Below are 16,444 nucleotides of genomic sequence, written 5' to 3'. Positions count from 1 at the left end.
TTCAAGTTTCTCCCACCCTTCACCGACAGGTCTCAGACGCCCTTGTAAAGCGCAGCCCCCTGCATCAGCACAATCACCTTCGCGCCAACTTCCACGCGGCTGTAAAGGTCCGCGACATCCTCGTTGTTCAGGCGAATACAGCCCGATGAGATATTGAGACCGATCGTCCAGGGCTGGTTGGTGCCATGGATGCGGTAGATGGAATCCTTGTTGCCGATATAAAGATACATCGCACGGGCGCCGAGCGGATTGTCGGGCCCGCCTGGCATGCCGCCCGCCCACTGGGCGGATTCAGGATCACGGGCAATCATTTCCGGTGGCGGTGTCCAGGTCGGCCATTCCTGCATGCGCCCGATCTTGACGATGCCGGCCCAGCCGAAGCCGTCGCGGCCCACGCCAATCCCGTATCGGATCGCCTGAAAGTTGGGCTGAACCAGGTAAAGGAAGTGCCGGTCTCCATCGATGATGATGGTGCCGGGCTTTTCAGCCGTGCGGAACGGAACCACCTGCCGCCGGAATTCTTCAGGCGACTGGCCATGCCGGTTATAGAATTTCGCCGCCGCGCGCGGGGTGTAGTCCACCCATTTGCGTGTCGTCGGATCGTAGATCTGCGTCTGGAAGGATTGTGCCAGCGCCACGCCGGCAAAGGCCAGCACCGCAATGGCCGGCACCCAGTTCAAGACAGTGCGAAATGCGCTCGGCAGCCTGATCATTTGGTCCACTCCCCGATCCTGTCCGCATTCGCGGCAATCCAGTCCCTTGCAACATCTTCTGCCGGTTTGCCCTCGACAACGACGGCATAGCTCATCCCGGTCACATCGGCCGGTGTCAGTTCCATGGCTGACAGGAACGAAGCCACTTCGGGCATGCCGCTTTCAAGGGAAGTCGCAAACGCAATCTTGAAACTGGAAGCGTCCCAGGCAGTGTCGGCGTGTGACTTTTCCAGCCAGTCGTTGTCCTGGGCGCGGGTGACGATTGTCCAGCGCGCCGGGTCGTACGCTGGCTCTTCCAGCTTCACGATGTCATGAAGCTCAAAAACATGGTGCGGCCCGTAGCAATAGAAGACCACGGGCTTGCCGAAGGACACGGCCGCATCAACGGCGGCCATGGCGACATCTTCCGGCATTTCCAGCAGCGTCATTGTCTGGTCGTAGCCGTAGGAATGCGCCCTGATCTTTTCGATCTCCGTTGACGACCAGCTCGGGGCGCCAATCCAGATCTCGCCCTTGCCGTCGCCGTCACTGTCGAATTGCGCGGCCATCTCGGGCTTCACGAGGTCGGCGACCGCCTTGATGCCGGTTTGTTCAACCGTTGCGCGTGTCGCGCAGATATTCTGCGTCGCGGCGACGCTCTTGGGGCTGAGCGACAGAACATGCTTTTCCTCGCTCAACCGCCCTGCCATTGCAGACAGGTTGGGGAACCAGACTTCCGGATGTACCTGGACCTCGCCCCGGCCTATATCGGAGAGAATCGTCAGGGTGCCTCGATCACGCAGTTCCGTCTCTACACCGAGGCGGTCTTTGAGAATATCATCGATGATGTAGGCGGTGACCTGAGCCGAGGGCCAGGCGGGCACGCCGATCACAACGGCATCGGCCCTGGCAGACGTGACGGCGGCGACCGCCATGATCGAGGACATGAGAACAGAACGCCACACAGCCAGTACTCCCTACACACCTTGGCCCCTACCTTAAACACTGCGACAATTCTGACGCAACGGCAAATAGCAGAAACAATTATTTCCAGTGCCTTGCAGGTTTCGATACCGGCATTCATTCCTGCTGTACGGAAGCTGGGAGAAGGAGCGCTTGGCGATCGTTATTCCAGTTCAACGTCTTCCCGGTAGTCCGGCAGCCAGCACGGCCAATCCAGCTCGCTCTCGATCCTGTAGCGCAGGGCGTCGGCGGCATCCGGTTCGCCATGCGTGATGTAGGTCATCTTTGGCGGCCGCTCGAAGTTTCCCAGCCACCGCATGATTTCGTCCGCATCCGCATGCGCTGACAGCATGTGCAGGTTGCCGACCTCAGCCCGGATCGGCACGTCGGAGCCATGGATCCGGACACTTGCCACACCGGACGTGATCGCCGCGCCTCTCGTCCCCCCCGCCTGAAAGCCCGCGAACAGGATCATGTTGCGATGGTCGGGCGCATAGTGTTTCAGGTGATGCAGCACCCGGCCGCCGGTCGCCATGCCGCTGGCCGAAACGATGACCTTGGGCATGCGATTGCGATCGAGATCCTTGGATTCTTCCACATCGGCCACATAATGCGCCGCCCCGTTGGACCAGTCGCATTCTTCCGCCGTCAACCGGTGGTCGTCCGGGTGTTTGCCATAGATGTTGGAGGCGCTGACGGCCATGGGACTGTCGAGAAAGATCGGCAGGTCGGGAATTCGGCCTTCTTCCTTCAGGCTCTGTATATGGAACAGCAGTGATTGCGCCCGGCCGACCGCAAAGGAGGGGATGACAACGGTGCCACCGCGCCGTGCGGTCTTGGTAATGGCTTCGGCCAGGATGTCCTCGGCATCAAGGTTTTCGTGCCGGCGGTTGCCATAGGTGGATTCGACCAGCAGGTAATCCGCCTCGCGGATCGGCGACGGATCGAACATCGTCGCATCACCGTAGCGCCCGAGGTCTCCGGAAAAGACGATCCTTGTGCCACCCCAGGTCAGCTCCACAATCGCCGCCCCCAGGATATGCCCGGCCTTGCGGAAGGTAACGCTGAAAGCGCCCAGCATTTCATGCACGTCATCGAAGTCCACTGGCCGGAACCGGTCCAGCGACACTTCCGCATCCTTTTTCGTGTAGAGCGGCAGGGCCGGACGGTGCTTCGAGAACCCGTGACGGTTGGCGAATTCCGCGTCCTTCTCCTGCAAGAACCCACTGTCCGGCAGGAGGATCGCGCACAGATCCCGCGTCGCCCTTGTGCAGACAACCGGGCCCTTGAAGCCGTTGCGAACCAGGAGGGGCAGATAGCCGGAGTGATCCAGATGGGCATGTGTCAGGATGACCGCGTCGATTGTTTTCGGATCGACAGGCAAAGGCGCCCAGTTCTTGAGCCGCAATTGCTTGTAACCCTGGAACAGGCCGCAATCGACCAGCACACGCGTGCCGTCTTTCTCCAGCAGATATTTCGAACCTGTAACAGTGCCGACGCCTCCGAGAAAAGTCAGTTTCACGCTCATTGCGCTGCATCCTCCCGATCGTCTGCACAAAGTTTCAGCCAAAACGACATCACCTGCCCGCGCATTCCGGGAAGGCATCTGAATTCAGACATGGAATCAGGAACTTGCGCAAGCCTCCCTTTTGTCACGCAGACTTCGAAACATCGCATCGCAGCAGTATTTTTCCCGCGGAAGGCTGCCGTTTCTCATCGTAAAAGCCTGTCGAAACACGTGCACGCATTGAAAGATGCTGCATTGCAGCATATCTTAGTCTTCCGATGCACCGGCAGGCCGTAAAATGGTTTACCGCCGAAATCCGCTCACCAGCGGCCGGGCACGAAACTCAAGCAAAAAATATCACGAGGAAACGTTTCGGGGCTGGACACTACTTCGTGGAAAGGAACCCGGACCTTGAAACATACTGTTTCACATAGCGCCAAAGGAGCGCGCAGGACACGTGTGAACCTGGCGCTCCAGGGTGGCGGTGCCCATGGCGCCTTCACCTGGGGCGTATTGGACCGTCTCCTGGAGGAAGAGACACTCGAGATCAACGCCCTTTCGGGCACATCCGCCGGCGCGATGAATGCGGCGGCTCTGCTGACCGGCCTAATGAAAGGCGGGCGCGAAGAAGCGCGAACGTCACTGGAGGGCTTCTGGAAAACGGTTTCCAAACGAAGCCGGTTTACCCCCTTCAACATGACGACATCGAGAGCAGTGCTCGGTGGATTGGGAATAGATTTCGAAAGCCTGCCGTTTCTTTTCGGCGCGGGAATGAACTTCCTGTCGCCCTACGATCTCAACCCGGCAGGCTTCAACCCTTTACGGGAAATCATAGACGAAACGATCGACATCGACGCCATTGCCCACTCGGCCATACCGCTGCATGTGACTGCGACCCATGTCGGTTCGGGTGAAGCGCGCATCTTTTCCAACGGCGCCGTCAGCACCGATGTGCTTCTGGCATCCGCCTGTCTCCCGTCCCTCTTTCACGCGGTCGAAATCGACGGCGAGCATTACTGGGACGGCGGCTATACCGGCAACCCCAGCCTGATGCCTCTGGTTCTGGAGCCGGGTGATGCGGATCTGTTGCTGGTCCAGACGAGCCCCACCGAACGAGCTGCCCTGCCGCAGGATGCCCAGCAGATCGCCGCGCGCGAAAAGGAGATCTCCTTCAATGCGCCTTTGATCAAGGAACTGCGGTTGCTGGCGGAATTGCAACATCAAGCTGGCGCTGGCACACAGTCGCCCCGGCAAGGTTTCCTGCCGAGCCTGACAGGCCTCAACGCCAATCGTGCCGCCAGCCCGGTTTCCAATCCGGTCGCCAACCTGCGGATCCACCGGATTGCAGGTGCCGGCATGAATGGCCGCAGCGGTCAATCCAAACTCAACTCCACCTGGCCGTTCCTGGAGGAACTGCGCGAGGAAGGCCGCACTGCTGCCGATGAGTTTCTTGAAAAGAACCGTGCAGAACTTGGTCAGCGGTCGACGCTGGATCTCGGTCACTGGCTGCAAAGAGCCGATCCCGCCCCTCTTCGCAAGGCCAAGGCATCCTGATGCATCCCTCCTGAACGGTCAGCGTGGCAGCAGGCCGTTCAGGATGAGCTGGATCGTGTGATTGAGGTAGGTGCGAATATCCGACAGGCCCGTGATCATGTCGGGTGTCTTCGGGCGGAACAGCCGAGCCGCAATGAGGACATCCAGAAGATACTTTGCCGTGTCGCGCGAAGACTGGACCACGATCCGGCCTTTTGCGACCTCGTCCTCCACCCAGGCAGTCACCACATCATGCAGTTCGCTGCCGCAGTGTTTCCTCAAAAGCATGCCCAGCTCTTCGTTCGCGACCGCCTCCACATAGAACAGACGCATTTCGGCAGCCTGCTGATTGTGTTTTTCATCGCTCTGGTCAACCTTGAAGACCGCCCTCAGAGCTTCTTCAAGGGTTTCGGCCTTTCGGCCTGCCGGCACATCAAGAAGATTGGCACGGTGGCGTATCGCGAGTTCCGCGAAGAGCTCGATTTTCGACGGAAACAACTCGTAAAGCGTCCGCTTGGAAATCCCGGCATTCTTGGCGACCAGTGCCATGGTCGTGCCGTTGTAGGAATGCTTCTGGAACGTGCCGAAGGCGACCTCGACAACGCGCGCCTTCAGCGTCGCCTCGTCATGAACCTTCTGCCGTCCGCGTTGCCGCTGCTCGTTACAGTCATCAAGTCCGCCTGGACAGGAACCCATTTGCACAATTTTTGTTCTTGAAGAGCTCATTTTGTCTCCTCCCCGTTACGAACTGATACCGAAATTCGATTGACGAGGGAACCTTGAAGCGAATAATGGTACCCGAGAGTTTTCTAATACTCCACAGCATTCGCTTCCAAAGAGGTTCCTCCCGGAAATGACGTGTACCCCTCTCGGTTCGAGCACTGCGTACCTGTGCTCTACGAAGAAGCCGTTCCGTGCTTTTCTCATCGCTTTCCTGATTTCCACCAGCCTGGGGTCCGGCATTGCTCAGGCCCAGCAGATGCGAGGCGCCGCGCCCAAACCGGAAGTCGGCGTTGTCGAACTTGAGCCCGAGTCGGTCGCGATCACGGCCAAGCTTTCGGGCAGGATCGCAGCGTCCCTGGATGCGGAAGTCCGGCCCGAGGTCGGCGGCATCATCAAGGAACGCCTGTTCAAGGAAGGCACGGAGGTCACCGCCGGAGACGTGCTCTACCGGATCGAGGACGATCTCTACAAGGCAGCACACGACAGCGCCCAGGCAGCTCTCCAGAAAGCCGAAGCCGCCCTGCCGAGCGCCCAGACCAAGGTTGAGCGCTACGAGGAACTGATCACGCAGAACGCCGTGGCCAAGCAGGAGCTGGACGACGCCAAGGCGGCGCTCGCCCAGGCAAAGGCGGACATCGCCTCCGCAAAGGCCAGCGTGCAGACTGCGAGGATCAATCTCGACAACACCGTCATCAAGGCACCGATTTCGGGTCGCATCGAAGCCTCGACGCTGAACGTCGGCGCATTGGTGACCGCCAGCCAGTCGGCCCCGCTGACCATCATCCGTCAGCTTGACCCGATCAATGTCGACGTCACCCAGTCGAGCACCAACCTGCTGAAGCTGCGAAAGGCCGTGCGCGAAGGCCGGATCAAGTTGTCCGGCGATAACGTGCAGGTGCGCCTGCTGCTGGAAACAGGGGAGGAATACTCCGAAACCGGCAAGCTGGAATTTTCGGAAGCCCACGTTGACCCGACAACCGGCACCTACACGCTGCGCGCCGAATTCCCGAACCCCGATCGTTTGCTCCTGCCGGGCATGTACGTCCAGGCCATCGTCGAGGAAGGCATTGCGCAGAACTCGTTCCTCGTGCCGCAGCGCGCCGTATCGCGCAACGCCAGAGGCGAACCGACGGCATTGTTCCTCGACCAGGACGGCAAGGTGGAAGAGCGCGTCCTGAGGGTCGAAGGCGACATCGGCAATAACTGGCTGGTCAACGAAGGCATCTCGGAGGGAGACCGGGTCATCGTTGAAGGCTCGCTGTTCGTGCGGGCCGGCCAGGAGGCAACAGGCACTCTGGTGACCATCGACGAAGCGACGGGGGAGGTGGAAAGCCGCGGTGAGGCGGTGTCGAACACAAGTGAGACCTCCGACTGATGTCAGCTTTCTTCATCGACAGGCCGATCTTTGCCTGGGTCATTGCCATTGTCACGATGCTGGCAGGCGCACTGGCCATCACGACCCTTTCCGTTTCGCAATATCCGCAAATTGCACCGACCACCGTCAACATCAGCGCCAATTATCCGGGCGCCGATGCGGCGACGGTCGAAAACTCGATTACCAAGGTGATCGAACAGGGCATGTCGGGGATCGATTACCTGGACTACATGACCGCGACGTCTTCGAACTCCGGTTCAGCCCAGATTTCGCTGACGTTCTCCTCCAAGGCGGATCCGGACGTTGCCCAGATGCAGGTGCAGAACAAGCTGCAGCTCGTCTCCAGCCAGCTGCCGCAGATCGTCCAGAACACGGGCATCACCGTCACCAAGTCGACTTCCGGCTTTCTGATGGTGCTCGGCTTCGTTTCGACGGACGGACGCCTGACTTCCACCGACATTGCCGACTATGTCGACAACACGCTCAACGACACGCTGAAACGCGTCGAGGGCGTCGGTGAAACCCGGCTGTTCGGCTCCGGCTATGCCATGCGCATCTGGCTCGACCCGACGAAATTGCTGAAATACAACCTGATGCCGAGCGATGTCAGTTCCGCAATCCAGGCCCAGAACACCCAGGTTTCCGCCGGCCAGCTTGGCGGTCTGCCGCAGGCCGAGGGTCAGCAGCTCAACGCGACCATCACCGCCTCCAGCCGCCTGCAGACTGCACAGCAGTTCCGCGACATCATTCTGAAGAGCTCCGAAGACGGCTCTGTCGTTCGCCTCAACGATGTCGCCCGGGTAGAAGTTGCCAACGAAAGCTACAGCACCTCTGCCTTCTACAACGGCATGCCGGCGTCCGGCCTTGCGGTCTCGCTTGCGACCGGTGCAAACGCCATCGACACCGCCCAACGGGTACGCGACACCATCGACCGGCTCTCCTCGACGCTGCCTGCCGGGGTCGATGTGGTCTATCCCTATGACACCACCCCCTTCGTGAAGCTCTCCATCGAGAAGGTGGTCCACACACTGCTGGAAGCAGTCGTGCTGGTGTTCCTGGTGATGTATCTCTTCCTGCAGAACCTGCGCGCGACCATCATTCCGACACTTGCCGTGCCCGTGGTTCTGCTCGGCACCTTCGGGGTGCTTGCGCTGTTCGGCTATTCGATCAACACGCTAACGATGTTCGCCATGGTGCTCGCCATCGGGCTATTGGTGGATGACGCCATCGTCGTGGTGGAAAACGTCGAACGCGTGATGGCGGAGGAAGGTTTGCCACCACGCGAGGCAACCCGCAAATCCATGAACGAGATCACCGGTGCCTTGATCGGCATTGCGGTGGTGCTGTCCGCCGTCTTCGTGCCGATGGCGTTTTTCGGCGGCTCCGTCGGGATCATTTACCGCCAGTTCTCGATCACCATCGTTTCGGCCATGGTGCTGTCGGTATTCGTTGCGCTCATCCTGACGCCTGCGCTGTGCGCCACCATGCTGAAGCAGGGTGACCACGGCCATAAGCGTGGTCCCTTCGCCTGGTTCAACAAGGGTTTCGACGCAAGCGCAAACGGCTACAGGGCGGCAAATGGTGGCATCCTGAAGCGTGGCAAGCGCTTCCTTGTGCTGTTCATCGCAATCGGCGTTGCCATGGGCTGGATGTTCAATCGCCTGCCAAGCTCCTTCCTGCCGCAGGAAGACCAGGGCATTCTGATTGCCATGGTCAACCTGCCCGTTGGCGCGACCCAGGGCCGGACACTGACCGTGCTCGACAAGGTACGCACCCACTTCATGGAGAACGAGCCGGATGCGGTCGACAGTGTCTTCACCGTCGCCGGCTTCGGTTTCGGCGGTCAGGGACAGAATGTCGGCCTCGCCTTCATCCGCATGAAGGACTTCACCGAGCGCGAAGACCCGCGGCTTGCCGCCCAGGCAGTTGCAGGCCGTGCCATGGGAGCCTTCTCGCAGTTCAAGGACGCCCGTGTGTTCGCCCTTGCCCCGCCTGCCATTCAGGGCATGGGCAACACCAACGGCTTTTCGTTCTACCTGCAGGACATCAATGGCGCCGGTCATGACCGGCTGATGGAAGTCCGCAACCAGTTGCTGGGCATGGCGGCACAATCCGGCAAACTGGCGGCGACACGGCCCAACGGCCAGGAAGACCAGCCACAGTTCAAGGTCGACATCGACACGCAGAAAGCGCGCCTGCTCGACCTCGGCATCCCGGACATCAACGACACCCTGTCGATTGCCTGGGGGTCCGACTACGTCAACGACTTCATGGACCGTGGCCGCATCAAGCCGGTGTATGTGCAGGCCGATGCCCCGTTCCGCATGCAGCCGTCCGATCTGGACCTGTGGCACGTGCGCAATTCCAATGGCGACATGGTGCCCTTCAGCGCTTTCGCCTCATCGCGCTGGACCTATGGTTCCCCGCGGCTCGAGCGCTTCAACGGCGCGTCGGCCGTGGAACTGCAGGGCCAGGCGGCTCCCGGCATCAGCTCGGGTGACGCGATGGCGGAAATCGATGCGCTCGTGGCCCAGCTTCCGGCAGGCTTCGTTCATGAATGGACCGGCCTTTCCTATCAGGAACGGCTTTCGGGCGATCAGGCCGCATCGCTGTATGCGATCTCGATCCTGATCGTGTTCCTGTGCCTTGCCGCCCTTTATGAAAGCTGGTCGATACCCTTCGCGGTGATGCTGTCGGTCCCAATCGGCGTCTTCGGCGCCCTGGCGGCGGCCCTGATTTTCGGGCAAACCAACGACGTCTACTTCAAGGTCGGCCTGCTGACGACCATCGGCCTGGCGGCGAAGAATGCCATCCTGATCGTGGAGTTCGCCATCGAACAACAACGACAGGGCAAGGACCTGCTGCAGGCGACACTGGACGCTGCTCGCCAGCGGCTCCGGCCGATCCTGATGACGTCCTTCGCCTTCATCCTGGGTGTGACGCCACTGGCGATTGCCACCGGGGCAGGTTCGGGTGCGCAGAACTCCATCGGCATCGGCGTCATGGGCGGCATGATCGCCTCCACCGTGCTCGGCATCTTCTTCGTGCCGCTTCTGTTCGTCACCGTGCGGCGCATCTTCAGCCGCAAGCAGACGAAGGAAGCAGCCCCCGACACTTCAGGCAGCAAAGCCCATTGAGAGAGTTTCGATGACCCTTTTCAAACCTGAGACCGGCTCTGCCTGCGCCGTCCCCTCTCAACGCCGCAAGACCTGGTTGCGGCTGGGTGCGGGCCTGATGGCGGCGACCCTGCTGGGTGCCTGTTCCGTCGGCCCCGACTACCAGCGCCCGGATGTCTCCGTGCCCGGCAAGTGGCGCAACACGACAGGCGAAACGCCTGCCTCCGTGCCGCAACTTGCCAACTGGTGGACGCAGCTGGGCGATGCCCAGCTCAACAGCCTGATCTCGCTCGCGGTTCAGAACAACCTGGATGTCCGCACAGCCAAGGCCAAGGTGCGTGAAGCTCGGGCCAGTTACAAACAGGCCTCCTCATCGCTCTTTCCGAGCCTTGACGGTGCGGCCGGCGTGACCCGCTCCAAATCGAGTGGGTCCGATAGCGTCGGCACGCTCTGGAACGGTGGTTTCGATGCCGCCTGGGAGATCGACATCTTCGGCGCCAACCGCCGAGCAAAGGAAGCAGCCAAATACGGTCTTGATGCTGCCGAGGAAGAGCTGCGGGCAAGCTTGCTGACCCTGATTGGTGACCTTGCCACCAACTATGTCGAAGCGCGCGGCTTTCAGCAGCGGCTGAAACTGGCGCAGGACACCGCGAAATCGCAGCAGTCCTCGGCCGATCTCATCCGCAAGCGGTTCCAGGCTGGTTCGTCCTCCGGTCTCGACGTTGCCAACGCGGAAGGTCAGGCGGCGTCGACAGAGGCCAATATTCCGGCCCTGAAGACAGCTCTTGCCGCTTCCATGCACCGGCTGAGCGTTTTGACCGGTCAACAGCCGACAGCCCTTACCGACCGGTTGCTGGCAAGCAGCCGGATTCCGACACCGAAACTGCCTATCCCTGTCGGGATTCCGGCAAGCATCCTGCTGACCCGCCCGGACGTTCGCCTGGCTGAACGCCAGCTTGCCGAGGCAACCGCGAAAATCGGTCAGGCAACGGCAGCGCGTTATCCCTCCGTCAGCCTGACAGGTTCCATCGGCACCGCCGCAGCCGACATTGGTGATCTCGGCAAGAATTCCTCGATCAGCTGGGCCTTCGGCCCGTCGCTGTCCGTGCCGATCTTCAATGCAGGCAAACTGGCGGCAGGCGTCGAGATTGCCGAAGCCCAGCGCGATCAGTATTTCCTCGCCTACCAGGCATCGGTGCTGACGGCACTGGAAGATGTTGAGAACGCTCTTGTCGGCTTCACCCAGGAACGCAAGCGTGTCGCTAGTCAGCGGCGTTCGGCGGAAAGCTACAAGTCGGCCGCCGAGCTTTCCAGATCGCTCTACCAGACCGGTGCCGCCAGCTTCCTCGATGCCCTCGACGCTGAACGCTCGACCTACTCCGCCGAAGACACGCTCATCCAGAGCCGTGTCCGCCTGACCACCTATTACATCGCCCTGCAAAAGGCGCTTGGCGGCGGCTGGACCGGCAAGGTTGAAACCGACAAGCCGGAAGTGGTCGACAAGAACACCGGCCCGCATTTGTCGGTTGCGTACTGACGCGACCTCGGCGCCACGTTTCGGACTGGGCAAAGGCTTGAAACCCTTGCTCAGTCCGTCTTGTTTTTGAAAGCCTGAAGCAAGTCGGCGACCAGCGGGTTCGGGAAGCGCCGGTGCAGCGTGACGGCGAAGAACTCCTCCTTGAGCCCTTCCAGCCTGCCCAGCTCGATCAGCCGTCCCGAAGCAAGCTCGTCTCTCACGACGATCGGCGGAATGACGGCAAGCCCCGCGTGCGCACGCGCAAGCAAGCGGATCATCGCCATGTCGTCGGCTTCCGCGGCAACTTTGGTGACGACGCCCAGTTGCTCGACCATCGCGTCGAAAGATGCCCTCAAGGCCGATTCCGGCGTTGGCAGGATCAGCGGCTGCGAATACAGAAGCTCCGGCAAGGGCAGCCCCGCCAGATCGACTGCGGTTGCGGGTCCGATCAGGCTGACCGGCTGTTCGGAAAGTCCATGTACGAGATAGGGACTGGAGGCATCCCGGGCTGGCACAAGGTTCGTCAGGACCACATCGATCGCCAATGCTTCCAGGGCCCTCAGAAGGTCTGCCTGAGCTCCGGAGCGCAGCACCACTTCGACGTCCGATCGTCCGATCAGGGGTTCCAGGAAGCCGATCTGGAAATTTCGCGAAAGCGTTGCAAGTGCCCCCACCCGCAAAGCCTTGCGCTCGGTGCCCGTGTTGCGCAGGGTCGCCGTCAGGTCCTCGGCGGTCCGAAAGATCGCTTCCGCGTGATCAAGGGCGATCCGCCCGGCCTCCGTCAGCACCAGACCACGTCCGCGTCGTTCAAACAGATCGTGTCCAAGGGAGGCTTCCAGCGTCTTGATCTGCGAGGATAGCGCCGACTGCGACAGGTTAAGCACCCTGGCAGCCCCCGTCAGTGTTCCATCCCGCGCAACTGCCCGGAAAAGCCGCAGATGATGAAGGTTCAGCACGAGAATACTTCCAAATTATAGAACGATTTCGATTATAATATGTAATTTTTTGCAAGAAAACGAGACGGTATATCCACGGCGTCTTTCAGCGTTCGTGAGGTTCCCATGCCGTACCTGTTCCCCCTGCCCCTTCTTGCGCCGGTGCTGTTGCTGGCTTCAGCGGCCGTTTCAACAATGTGTCCGGGCCGCCGCCCAGGGCTCTATCCCAAGGCTTCGGAAGCAAGTGCATTTATCGCCCTTGTGCTTGCCCTTGCCGGTCTGGTGCAGCTTCTGGTCTTGGGAGCAACGGAAGCAACCTTGTTCGAAGGTCCGTTTACGCTTGTTGTGCGGCTCGACCCCATCAGCGTGACGATGACCCTGTTGGTTGCCTTCATCGGCTGGGTGGTGATGCGTTACTCCCGGACCTACCTCGACGGCGAAACGCGAGAAGGGGCCTTCCACGGCTTGATGCTCACGGCACTTGCGGCCGTACTGGTGGTCGTCCAGTCGGGCAGCCTGTTCCTGCTTGTCCTCGGCTTTGCCGGGATCGGCCTCTGCCTGCGCAGGCTTTTGCTGTTTTACCCGCAGCGTGCCGCCGCCCAACGGGCCGCCACCAAATTCGCGCTTGTCTGGCATGCAGGTGACATCTCGCTGCTGCTGGCCGCCGGGCTGTTCATGGCAAGCGCCGGTACCGCACAGCTTGGACAGCTTTCTGAAACAGTCGGGCCTGATCTCTCCTTCGTCGAACATCTGGCTGTGGTGTTCCTGGTGTTGGCAGCCGTGCTGAAAACGGCCGCCTTCCCGCTGCACGGTTGGCTGACGGAAGTCATGGAGGCGCCGACCCCGGTTTCCGCCCTGCTTCATGCAGGCATCATCAACGCCGGCGGGTTTCTTCTAATCAGGACGGCAGATCTGGTTCAGGCCAGTCCTGGTGCCATGGGCACGCTCGTGGCTCTTGGTGGCCTGACCGCTCTCTTCGGGGCAGTGGTCATGCTGACCCAAAGCGCGGTGAAGACAGCCCTTGCCTGGTCAACGATTTCCCAGATGGGTTTCATGCTGCTGCAGTGTGGTCTCGGTCTTTGGCCACTCGCGCTGCTCCATGTGGTCGCGCACTCCCTCTACAAGGCCCATGCCTTCCTGTCCTCGGGTGGAGCGGTTCTGGCCGTGGCCAAGCTGCGGCGCCCCGGCCCGATCGCAATTCCCAGCGTTGCCAACGTGCTCCGGTCCTTCGCGATCGCCTTGTTTCTCTACGCGATAGTCTCCTTCGCCTTCTCGATGATCGCAGGCCCGAAGACCCCTCAGGCGCTTGCCATCGGAGCAATGCTCATCTTCGGCGTGGCCTATCTGGTGGCGCAAGGTCTTGCAGATGCGGCCCCCGCTGATCTGACGTATCGCACCTCGCTGGCCGCAGTCATCGTTGCCTTTGCCTATTTCGGCTTCCAGCAGGTTGCCAACCTTCTGTGGGGCGCAGCTCTGCCGCAGGCACCTGTCGCCGGCCCCCTCGAATGGGCACTGATCGTCCTGGCGGTGCTTTCCTTCGGCATCGTTGCCGTTGCGCAGACGCTTTTTCCGCTCTGGTCACACCACCCGTCGACCGCCGGCTTGCGCGTTCACATCGCCAACGGCCTTTACCTCAACGCCCTCCTCGACCGTTTCATCGGCGGATACCGGGTTGCGAACTCCAAGTAAGACGAGGCACTTCAGATGTTTATCAAGCACACCCAATTCAGCTCTCTACGGGTTTCGAGCATCCTCGAGGCAGGCACGTCAGCCATACGGGCCATCCCGCCCGCTTTTCCGCTGGACGCAACCGTTGCCGTCAATCCCTTCCTCGGCCAGGTTGGGGAAGGCCTCGCGGAAGCATCCGCGCGCCTTGCCAGAACGAGCGGCATCAGCCTGACCCGGCCCAGAAGCAGCTACGGCACCGAGATCGCCTGTGGCCACATCTTGGATGAAGACCTGACGGCCGCCCTTGAGGCAAGCAACGCCGGCAACAAGCCGGCAGATGTCGCGCAGCTCAAGGCATTCGCCCAAATGGATGGACCGGTACCGGCAGCCGTACCAACCATTGCCGAACTCGCAGCTTCTGTATCCGGCATCGACTGGCCGTCGGTTATCGAAAAAACCGTTGGTCTGTGGGCCGCCGGTTACTTCGACCGCGGCCAGGCGCTTTGGTCTCCAGCCCCGGGTGAGGGCGCTTATGCTGCCTGGCGGTCCTGGGCGAGCCGTGACCTGACACCCGAAATTGCCGGACTGACGGGGTTCTGCTCCCATGTAACCACGTCTCCGGACACTTCCGAACAGGCAATCCTGCGGGTAACCGACCGGCTGGGCATCAGCGTTGCGGCTGCCGAAACCCTGTTTCACCGGCTGCTGATGGACCTGGGAGGCTGGGCGCAACATGCACGCTGGCTGCTGTGGCGTGCAGAACAGGACGGCACGACGGACGGCACGCTCGGCGACCTGCTGGCCGTCCGGTTGATCTGGGAAGAGGCGCTTTTCAACCGCTTCCCGGCTGTCGCCGACCAATGTCAGGCCACGCTTCAGCTTCATGCCGCACCTCTTGTTCCGGACCGGGACCAGGTTATCGATGCCATTTTGCAGGACGCGGCAGAGCGGGCATACCAGCGATCTCTCGGCCAACAGCTGAAGGCGCCGACAAAATACACCGGGGAGCGCCCTGCCCTTCAGGCGGCGTTTTGCATCGACGTGCGCTCAGAAGTCATCCGGCGGGCACTGGAAAACCAGAGCCCATCGATCGAAACACTCGGGTTTGCCGGTTTCTTCGGTCTTCCTGCTGCTCACAGAGACCACGGCTCCGATGTTGAAGAAAATCACCTGCCGGTCTTGCTGAAACCGTCCATGACCTCAACTTGCCACGGTTCTCCCGGTGAGGAAAAGACGGCACGCATCGGTGCGCGGGCCATACGGGCACTGGACAGGTTCCGCCAGGCCGCTGTCTCGTCCTTCGCCTATGTGGAAGCTGCCGGCCCACTGTATGTGACCAAGCTGGTGAAGGATTCTCTCGGCCGCCCTACAAGAAAGGTCTCAACGAGTGCCGCCCCAAGGCTCGACCCGGCGCTTGATGCCGAGACGAAATCAGCGACCGCCGCTGCAGTCCTCAAGGCCATGAGCCTCACGAACAATCATGCCCAGGTGGTTCTGCTGGTTGGCCACGGAGCCAATGTGAAAAACAATCCGCATGAAAGCGCCTATCATTGCGGCGCATGCGGTGGTCATTCAGGTGAGGTTTCAGCGCGGTTGCTTGCAAGCTTGCTGAACGATGCCGAAACCCGCTCCGGCCTTGCCGCTCACGGTATCGACCTTCCTGACGACACCCGGTTTGTCGCGGCGCTCCACGACACGACAACGGACGAGATCACCCTGTTCGACAAGGACCAATCCGGCCCGGTGGATGAATTCGACCTTCTGCAAAAATGGTTGAAACGGGCGGGAGCCGAGGCACGGGCCGAGCGCGCCTTGCGCTTGCCGGGCACGGCTGCCTCCATTGCTGCCAGAGCATTCAACTGGGCCGAAATCAGGCCGGAGTGGGGACTTGCAGACTGTGCCGCGTTCATCGCTGCCCCCAGGCATCTGACATCGAAGGCCAATCTGGAAGGCCGGGCCTTCCTTCACAGCTACGACTGGCAGACGGACGAGGACTTCAAGGCGCTTGAACTCATCCTCACCGCCCCGGTGGTCGTGGCGAGCTGGATCAGCCTTCAATACTATGGCTCTTCAGTCGCGCCGGATGTCTTCGGTGGCGGCAACAAACTCATCCACAATGTGGTTGGCGGCATTGGCGTCGTGGAAGGCAACGGCGGGCGCCTGCGGCCCGGCCTACCTGCACAGGCACTGCATGATGGCGAGAAAGGGATGCATACCCCTCTCCGGTTGTCGGTTCTGGTCGAAGCCCCCGAAGAGGCAATATCTGCCATTCTGGATGCGCACCCGGATGTTCGGAACCTTTTCGAAAACGGCTGGCTGCATCTGTTCACGCTTCGGAACGGACGTATGGCCGCGCGCTACCAGCCGGATGGTTCCTGGGCAGAGGAAGAGATGAACCGCCAGGCTGCCTGAACCT

Annotated in this window: 11 protein-coding genes; 6 read left to right on the top strand and 5 right to left on the bottom strand. The window is 61.0% G+C overall.

Annotated elements, in window-relative coordinates:
- Positions 1-32: 32 nt before the first annotated feature.
- From FIU93_RS09310 to FIU93_RS09300, 3 genes are all read right to left on the bottom strand, one after another.
- A complete protein-coding gene (locus FIU93_RS09310; RefSeq protein ID WP_023000133.1) occupies positions 33-713 on the bottom strand; it encodes a L,D-transpeptidase in 681 nt (226 codons plus the stop codon).
- Positions 710-1,657 (bottom strand): glycine betaine ABC transporter substrate-binding protein, encoded by a 948-nt coding sequence (locus FIU93_RS09305; RefSeq protein WP_286202418.1) that lies wholly within the window; start codon positions 1,655-1,657, stop codon positions 710-712. The genes FIU93_RS09310 and FIU93_RS09305 overlap by 4 nt, the downstream gene beginning before the upstream one ends.
- A 161-nt stretch (positions 1,658-1,818) precedes the next feature.
- Positions 1,819-3,183, bottom strand: a complete 1,365-nt coding sequence (locus FIU93_RS09300) for an MBL fold metallo-hydrolase (protein ID WP_286202417.1) — start codon at positions 3,181-3,183, stop codon at positions 1,819-1,821.
- 390 nt (positions 3,184-3,573) lie between these two features.
- Here FIU93_RS09300 and FIU93_RS09295 point away from each other — a divergent pair, with 390 nt between their 5' ends.
- Positions 3,574-4,716, top strand: a complete 1,143-nt coding sequence (locus FIU93_RS09295) for a patatin-like phospholipase family protein (protein ID WP_152505435.1) — start codon at positions 3,574-3,576, stop codon at positions 4,714-4,716.
- A gap of 18 nt (positions 4,717-4,734) precedes the next feature.
- Here FIU93_RS09295 and FIU93_RS09290 read toward each other — a convergent pair whose 3' ends face one another.
- Positions 4,735-5,391, bottom strand: a complete 657-nt coding sequence (locus tag FIU93_RS09290; protein ID WP_075283610.1) for a TetR/AcrR family transcriptional regulator — start codon at positions 5,389-5,391, stop codon at positions 4,735-4,737.
- Positions 5,392-5,674: 283 nt separating this feature from the next.
- Here FIU93_RS09290 and FIU93_RS09285 point away from each other — a divergent pair, with 283 nt between their 5' ends.
- Genes FIU93_RS09285 through FIU93_RS09275 form a run of 3 tightly spaced genes read left to right on the top strand, consistent with a single transcriptional unit; the run spans position 5,675 to position 11,446 of the window.
- Positions 5,675-6,793, top strand: a complete 1,119-nt coding sequence (locus FIU93_RS09285; protein WP_205838739.1) for an efflux RND transporter periplasmic adaptor subunit — start codon at positions 5,675-5,677, stop codon at positions 6,791-6,793.
- The gene (locus tag FIU93_RS09280; RefSeq protein WP_152505434.1) at positions 6,793-9,930 is read left to right on the top strand and encodes an efflux RND transporter permease subunit; all 3,138 of its coding nucleotides are present in this window, start codon (positions 6,793-6,795) and stop codon (positions 9,928-9,930) included. Before FIU93_RS09285 ends, FIU93_RS09280 begins: the two co-directional genes overlap by 1 nt.
- Positions 9,931-9,940: 10 nt before the next feature.
- Positions 9,941-11,446, top strand: a complete 1,506-nt coding sequence (locus tag FIU93_RS09275; RefSeq protein WP_062486847.1) for an efflux transporter outer membrane subunit — start codon at positions 9,941-9,943, stop codon at positions 11,444-11,446.
- A gap of 50 nt (positions 11,447-11,496) precedes the next feature.
- Here the strand turns inward: FIU93_RS09275 and FIU93_RS09270 are convergent, their stop codons facing one another.
- Complete coding sequence (locus FIU93_RS09270) at positions 11,497-12,387, bottom strand: LysR family transcriptional regulator (protein ID WP_152505433.1); 891 nt, start codon at positions 12,385-12,387, stop codon at positions 11,497-11,499.
- Positions 12,388-12,486: 99 nt separating this feature from the next.
- Between FIU93_RS09270 and FIU93_RS09265 the strand changes: the two genes are divergently transcribed.
- Both FIU93_RS09265 and FIU93_RS09260 read left to right on the top strand, forming a co-directional pair.
- Entirely contained in the window at positions 12,487-14,049 is a 1,563-nt protein-coding gene (locus FIU93_RS09265) for a proton-conducting transporter membrane subunit (RefSeq protein WP_152505432.1), read from the top strand.
- Positions 14,050-14,064: 15 nt separating this feature from the next.
- Complete coding sequence (locus FIU93_RS09260; protein ID WP_152505431.1) at positions 14,065-16,440, top strand: DUF2309 domain-containing protein; 2,376 nt, start codon at positions 14,065-14,067, stop codon at positions 16,438-16,440.
- Positions 16,441-16,444: the final 4 nt, after the last annotated feature.

The organism is Labrenzia sp. THAF35, from assembly GCF_009363595.1.
Taxonomy (GTDB): domain Bacteria; phylum Pseudomonadota; class Alphaproteobacteria; order Rhizobiales; family Stappiaceae; genus Roseibium; species Roseibium algicola.
This window is presented reverse-complemented; position numbering and strand designations above follow the sequence as displayed.

Excerpts from the sequence above, each read along its gene's own strand:
- FIU93_RS09310 (WP_023000133.1), bottom strand. The coding sequence starts at position 713 with ATGATCAGGCTGCCGAGCGCATTTCGCACTGTCTTGAACTGGGTGCCG.
- FIU93_RS09300 (WP_286202417.1), bottom strand. The coding sequence starts at position 3,183 with ATGAGCGTGAAACTGACTTTTCTCGGAGGCGTCGGCACTGTTACAGGT.
- FIU93_RS09290 (WP_075283610.1), bottom strand. The coding sequence starts at position 5,391 with ATGGGTTCCTGTCCAGGCGGACTTGATGACTGTAACGAGCAGCGGCAA.
- FIU93_RS09285 (WP_205838739.1), top strand. The coding sequence starts at position 5,675 with ATGCGAGGCGCCGCGCCCAAACCGGAAGTCGGCGTTGTCGAACTTGAG.
- FIU93_RS09280 (WP_152505434.1), top strand. The coding sequence starts at position 6,793 with ATGTCAGCTTTCTTCATCGACAGGCCGATCTTTGCCTGGGTCATTGCC.
- FIU93_RS09275 (WP_062486847.1), top strand. The coding sequence starts at position 9,941 with ATGACCCTTTTCAAACCTGAGACCGGCTCTGCCTGCGCCGTCCCCTCT.
- FIU93_RS09265 (WP_152505432.1), top strand. The coding sequence starts at position 12,487 with ATGCCGTACCTGTTCCCCCTGCCCCTTCTTGCGCCGGTGCTGTTGCTG.
- FIU93_RS09260 (WP_152505431.1), top strand. The coding sequence starts at position 14,065 with ATGTTTATCAAGCACACCCAATTCAGCTCTCTACGGGTTTCGAGCATC.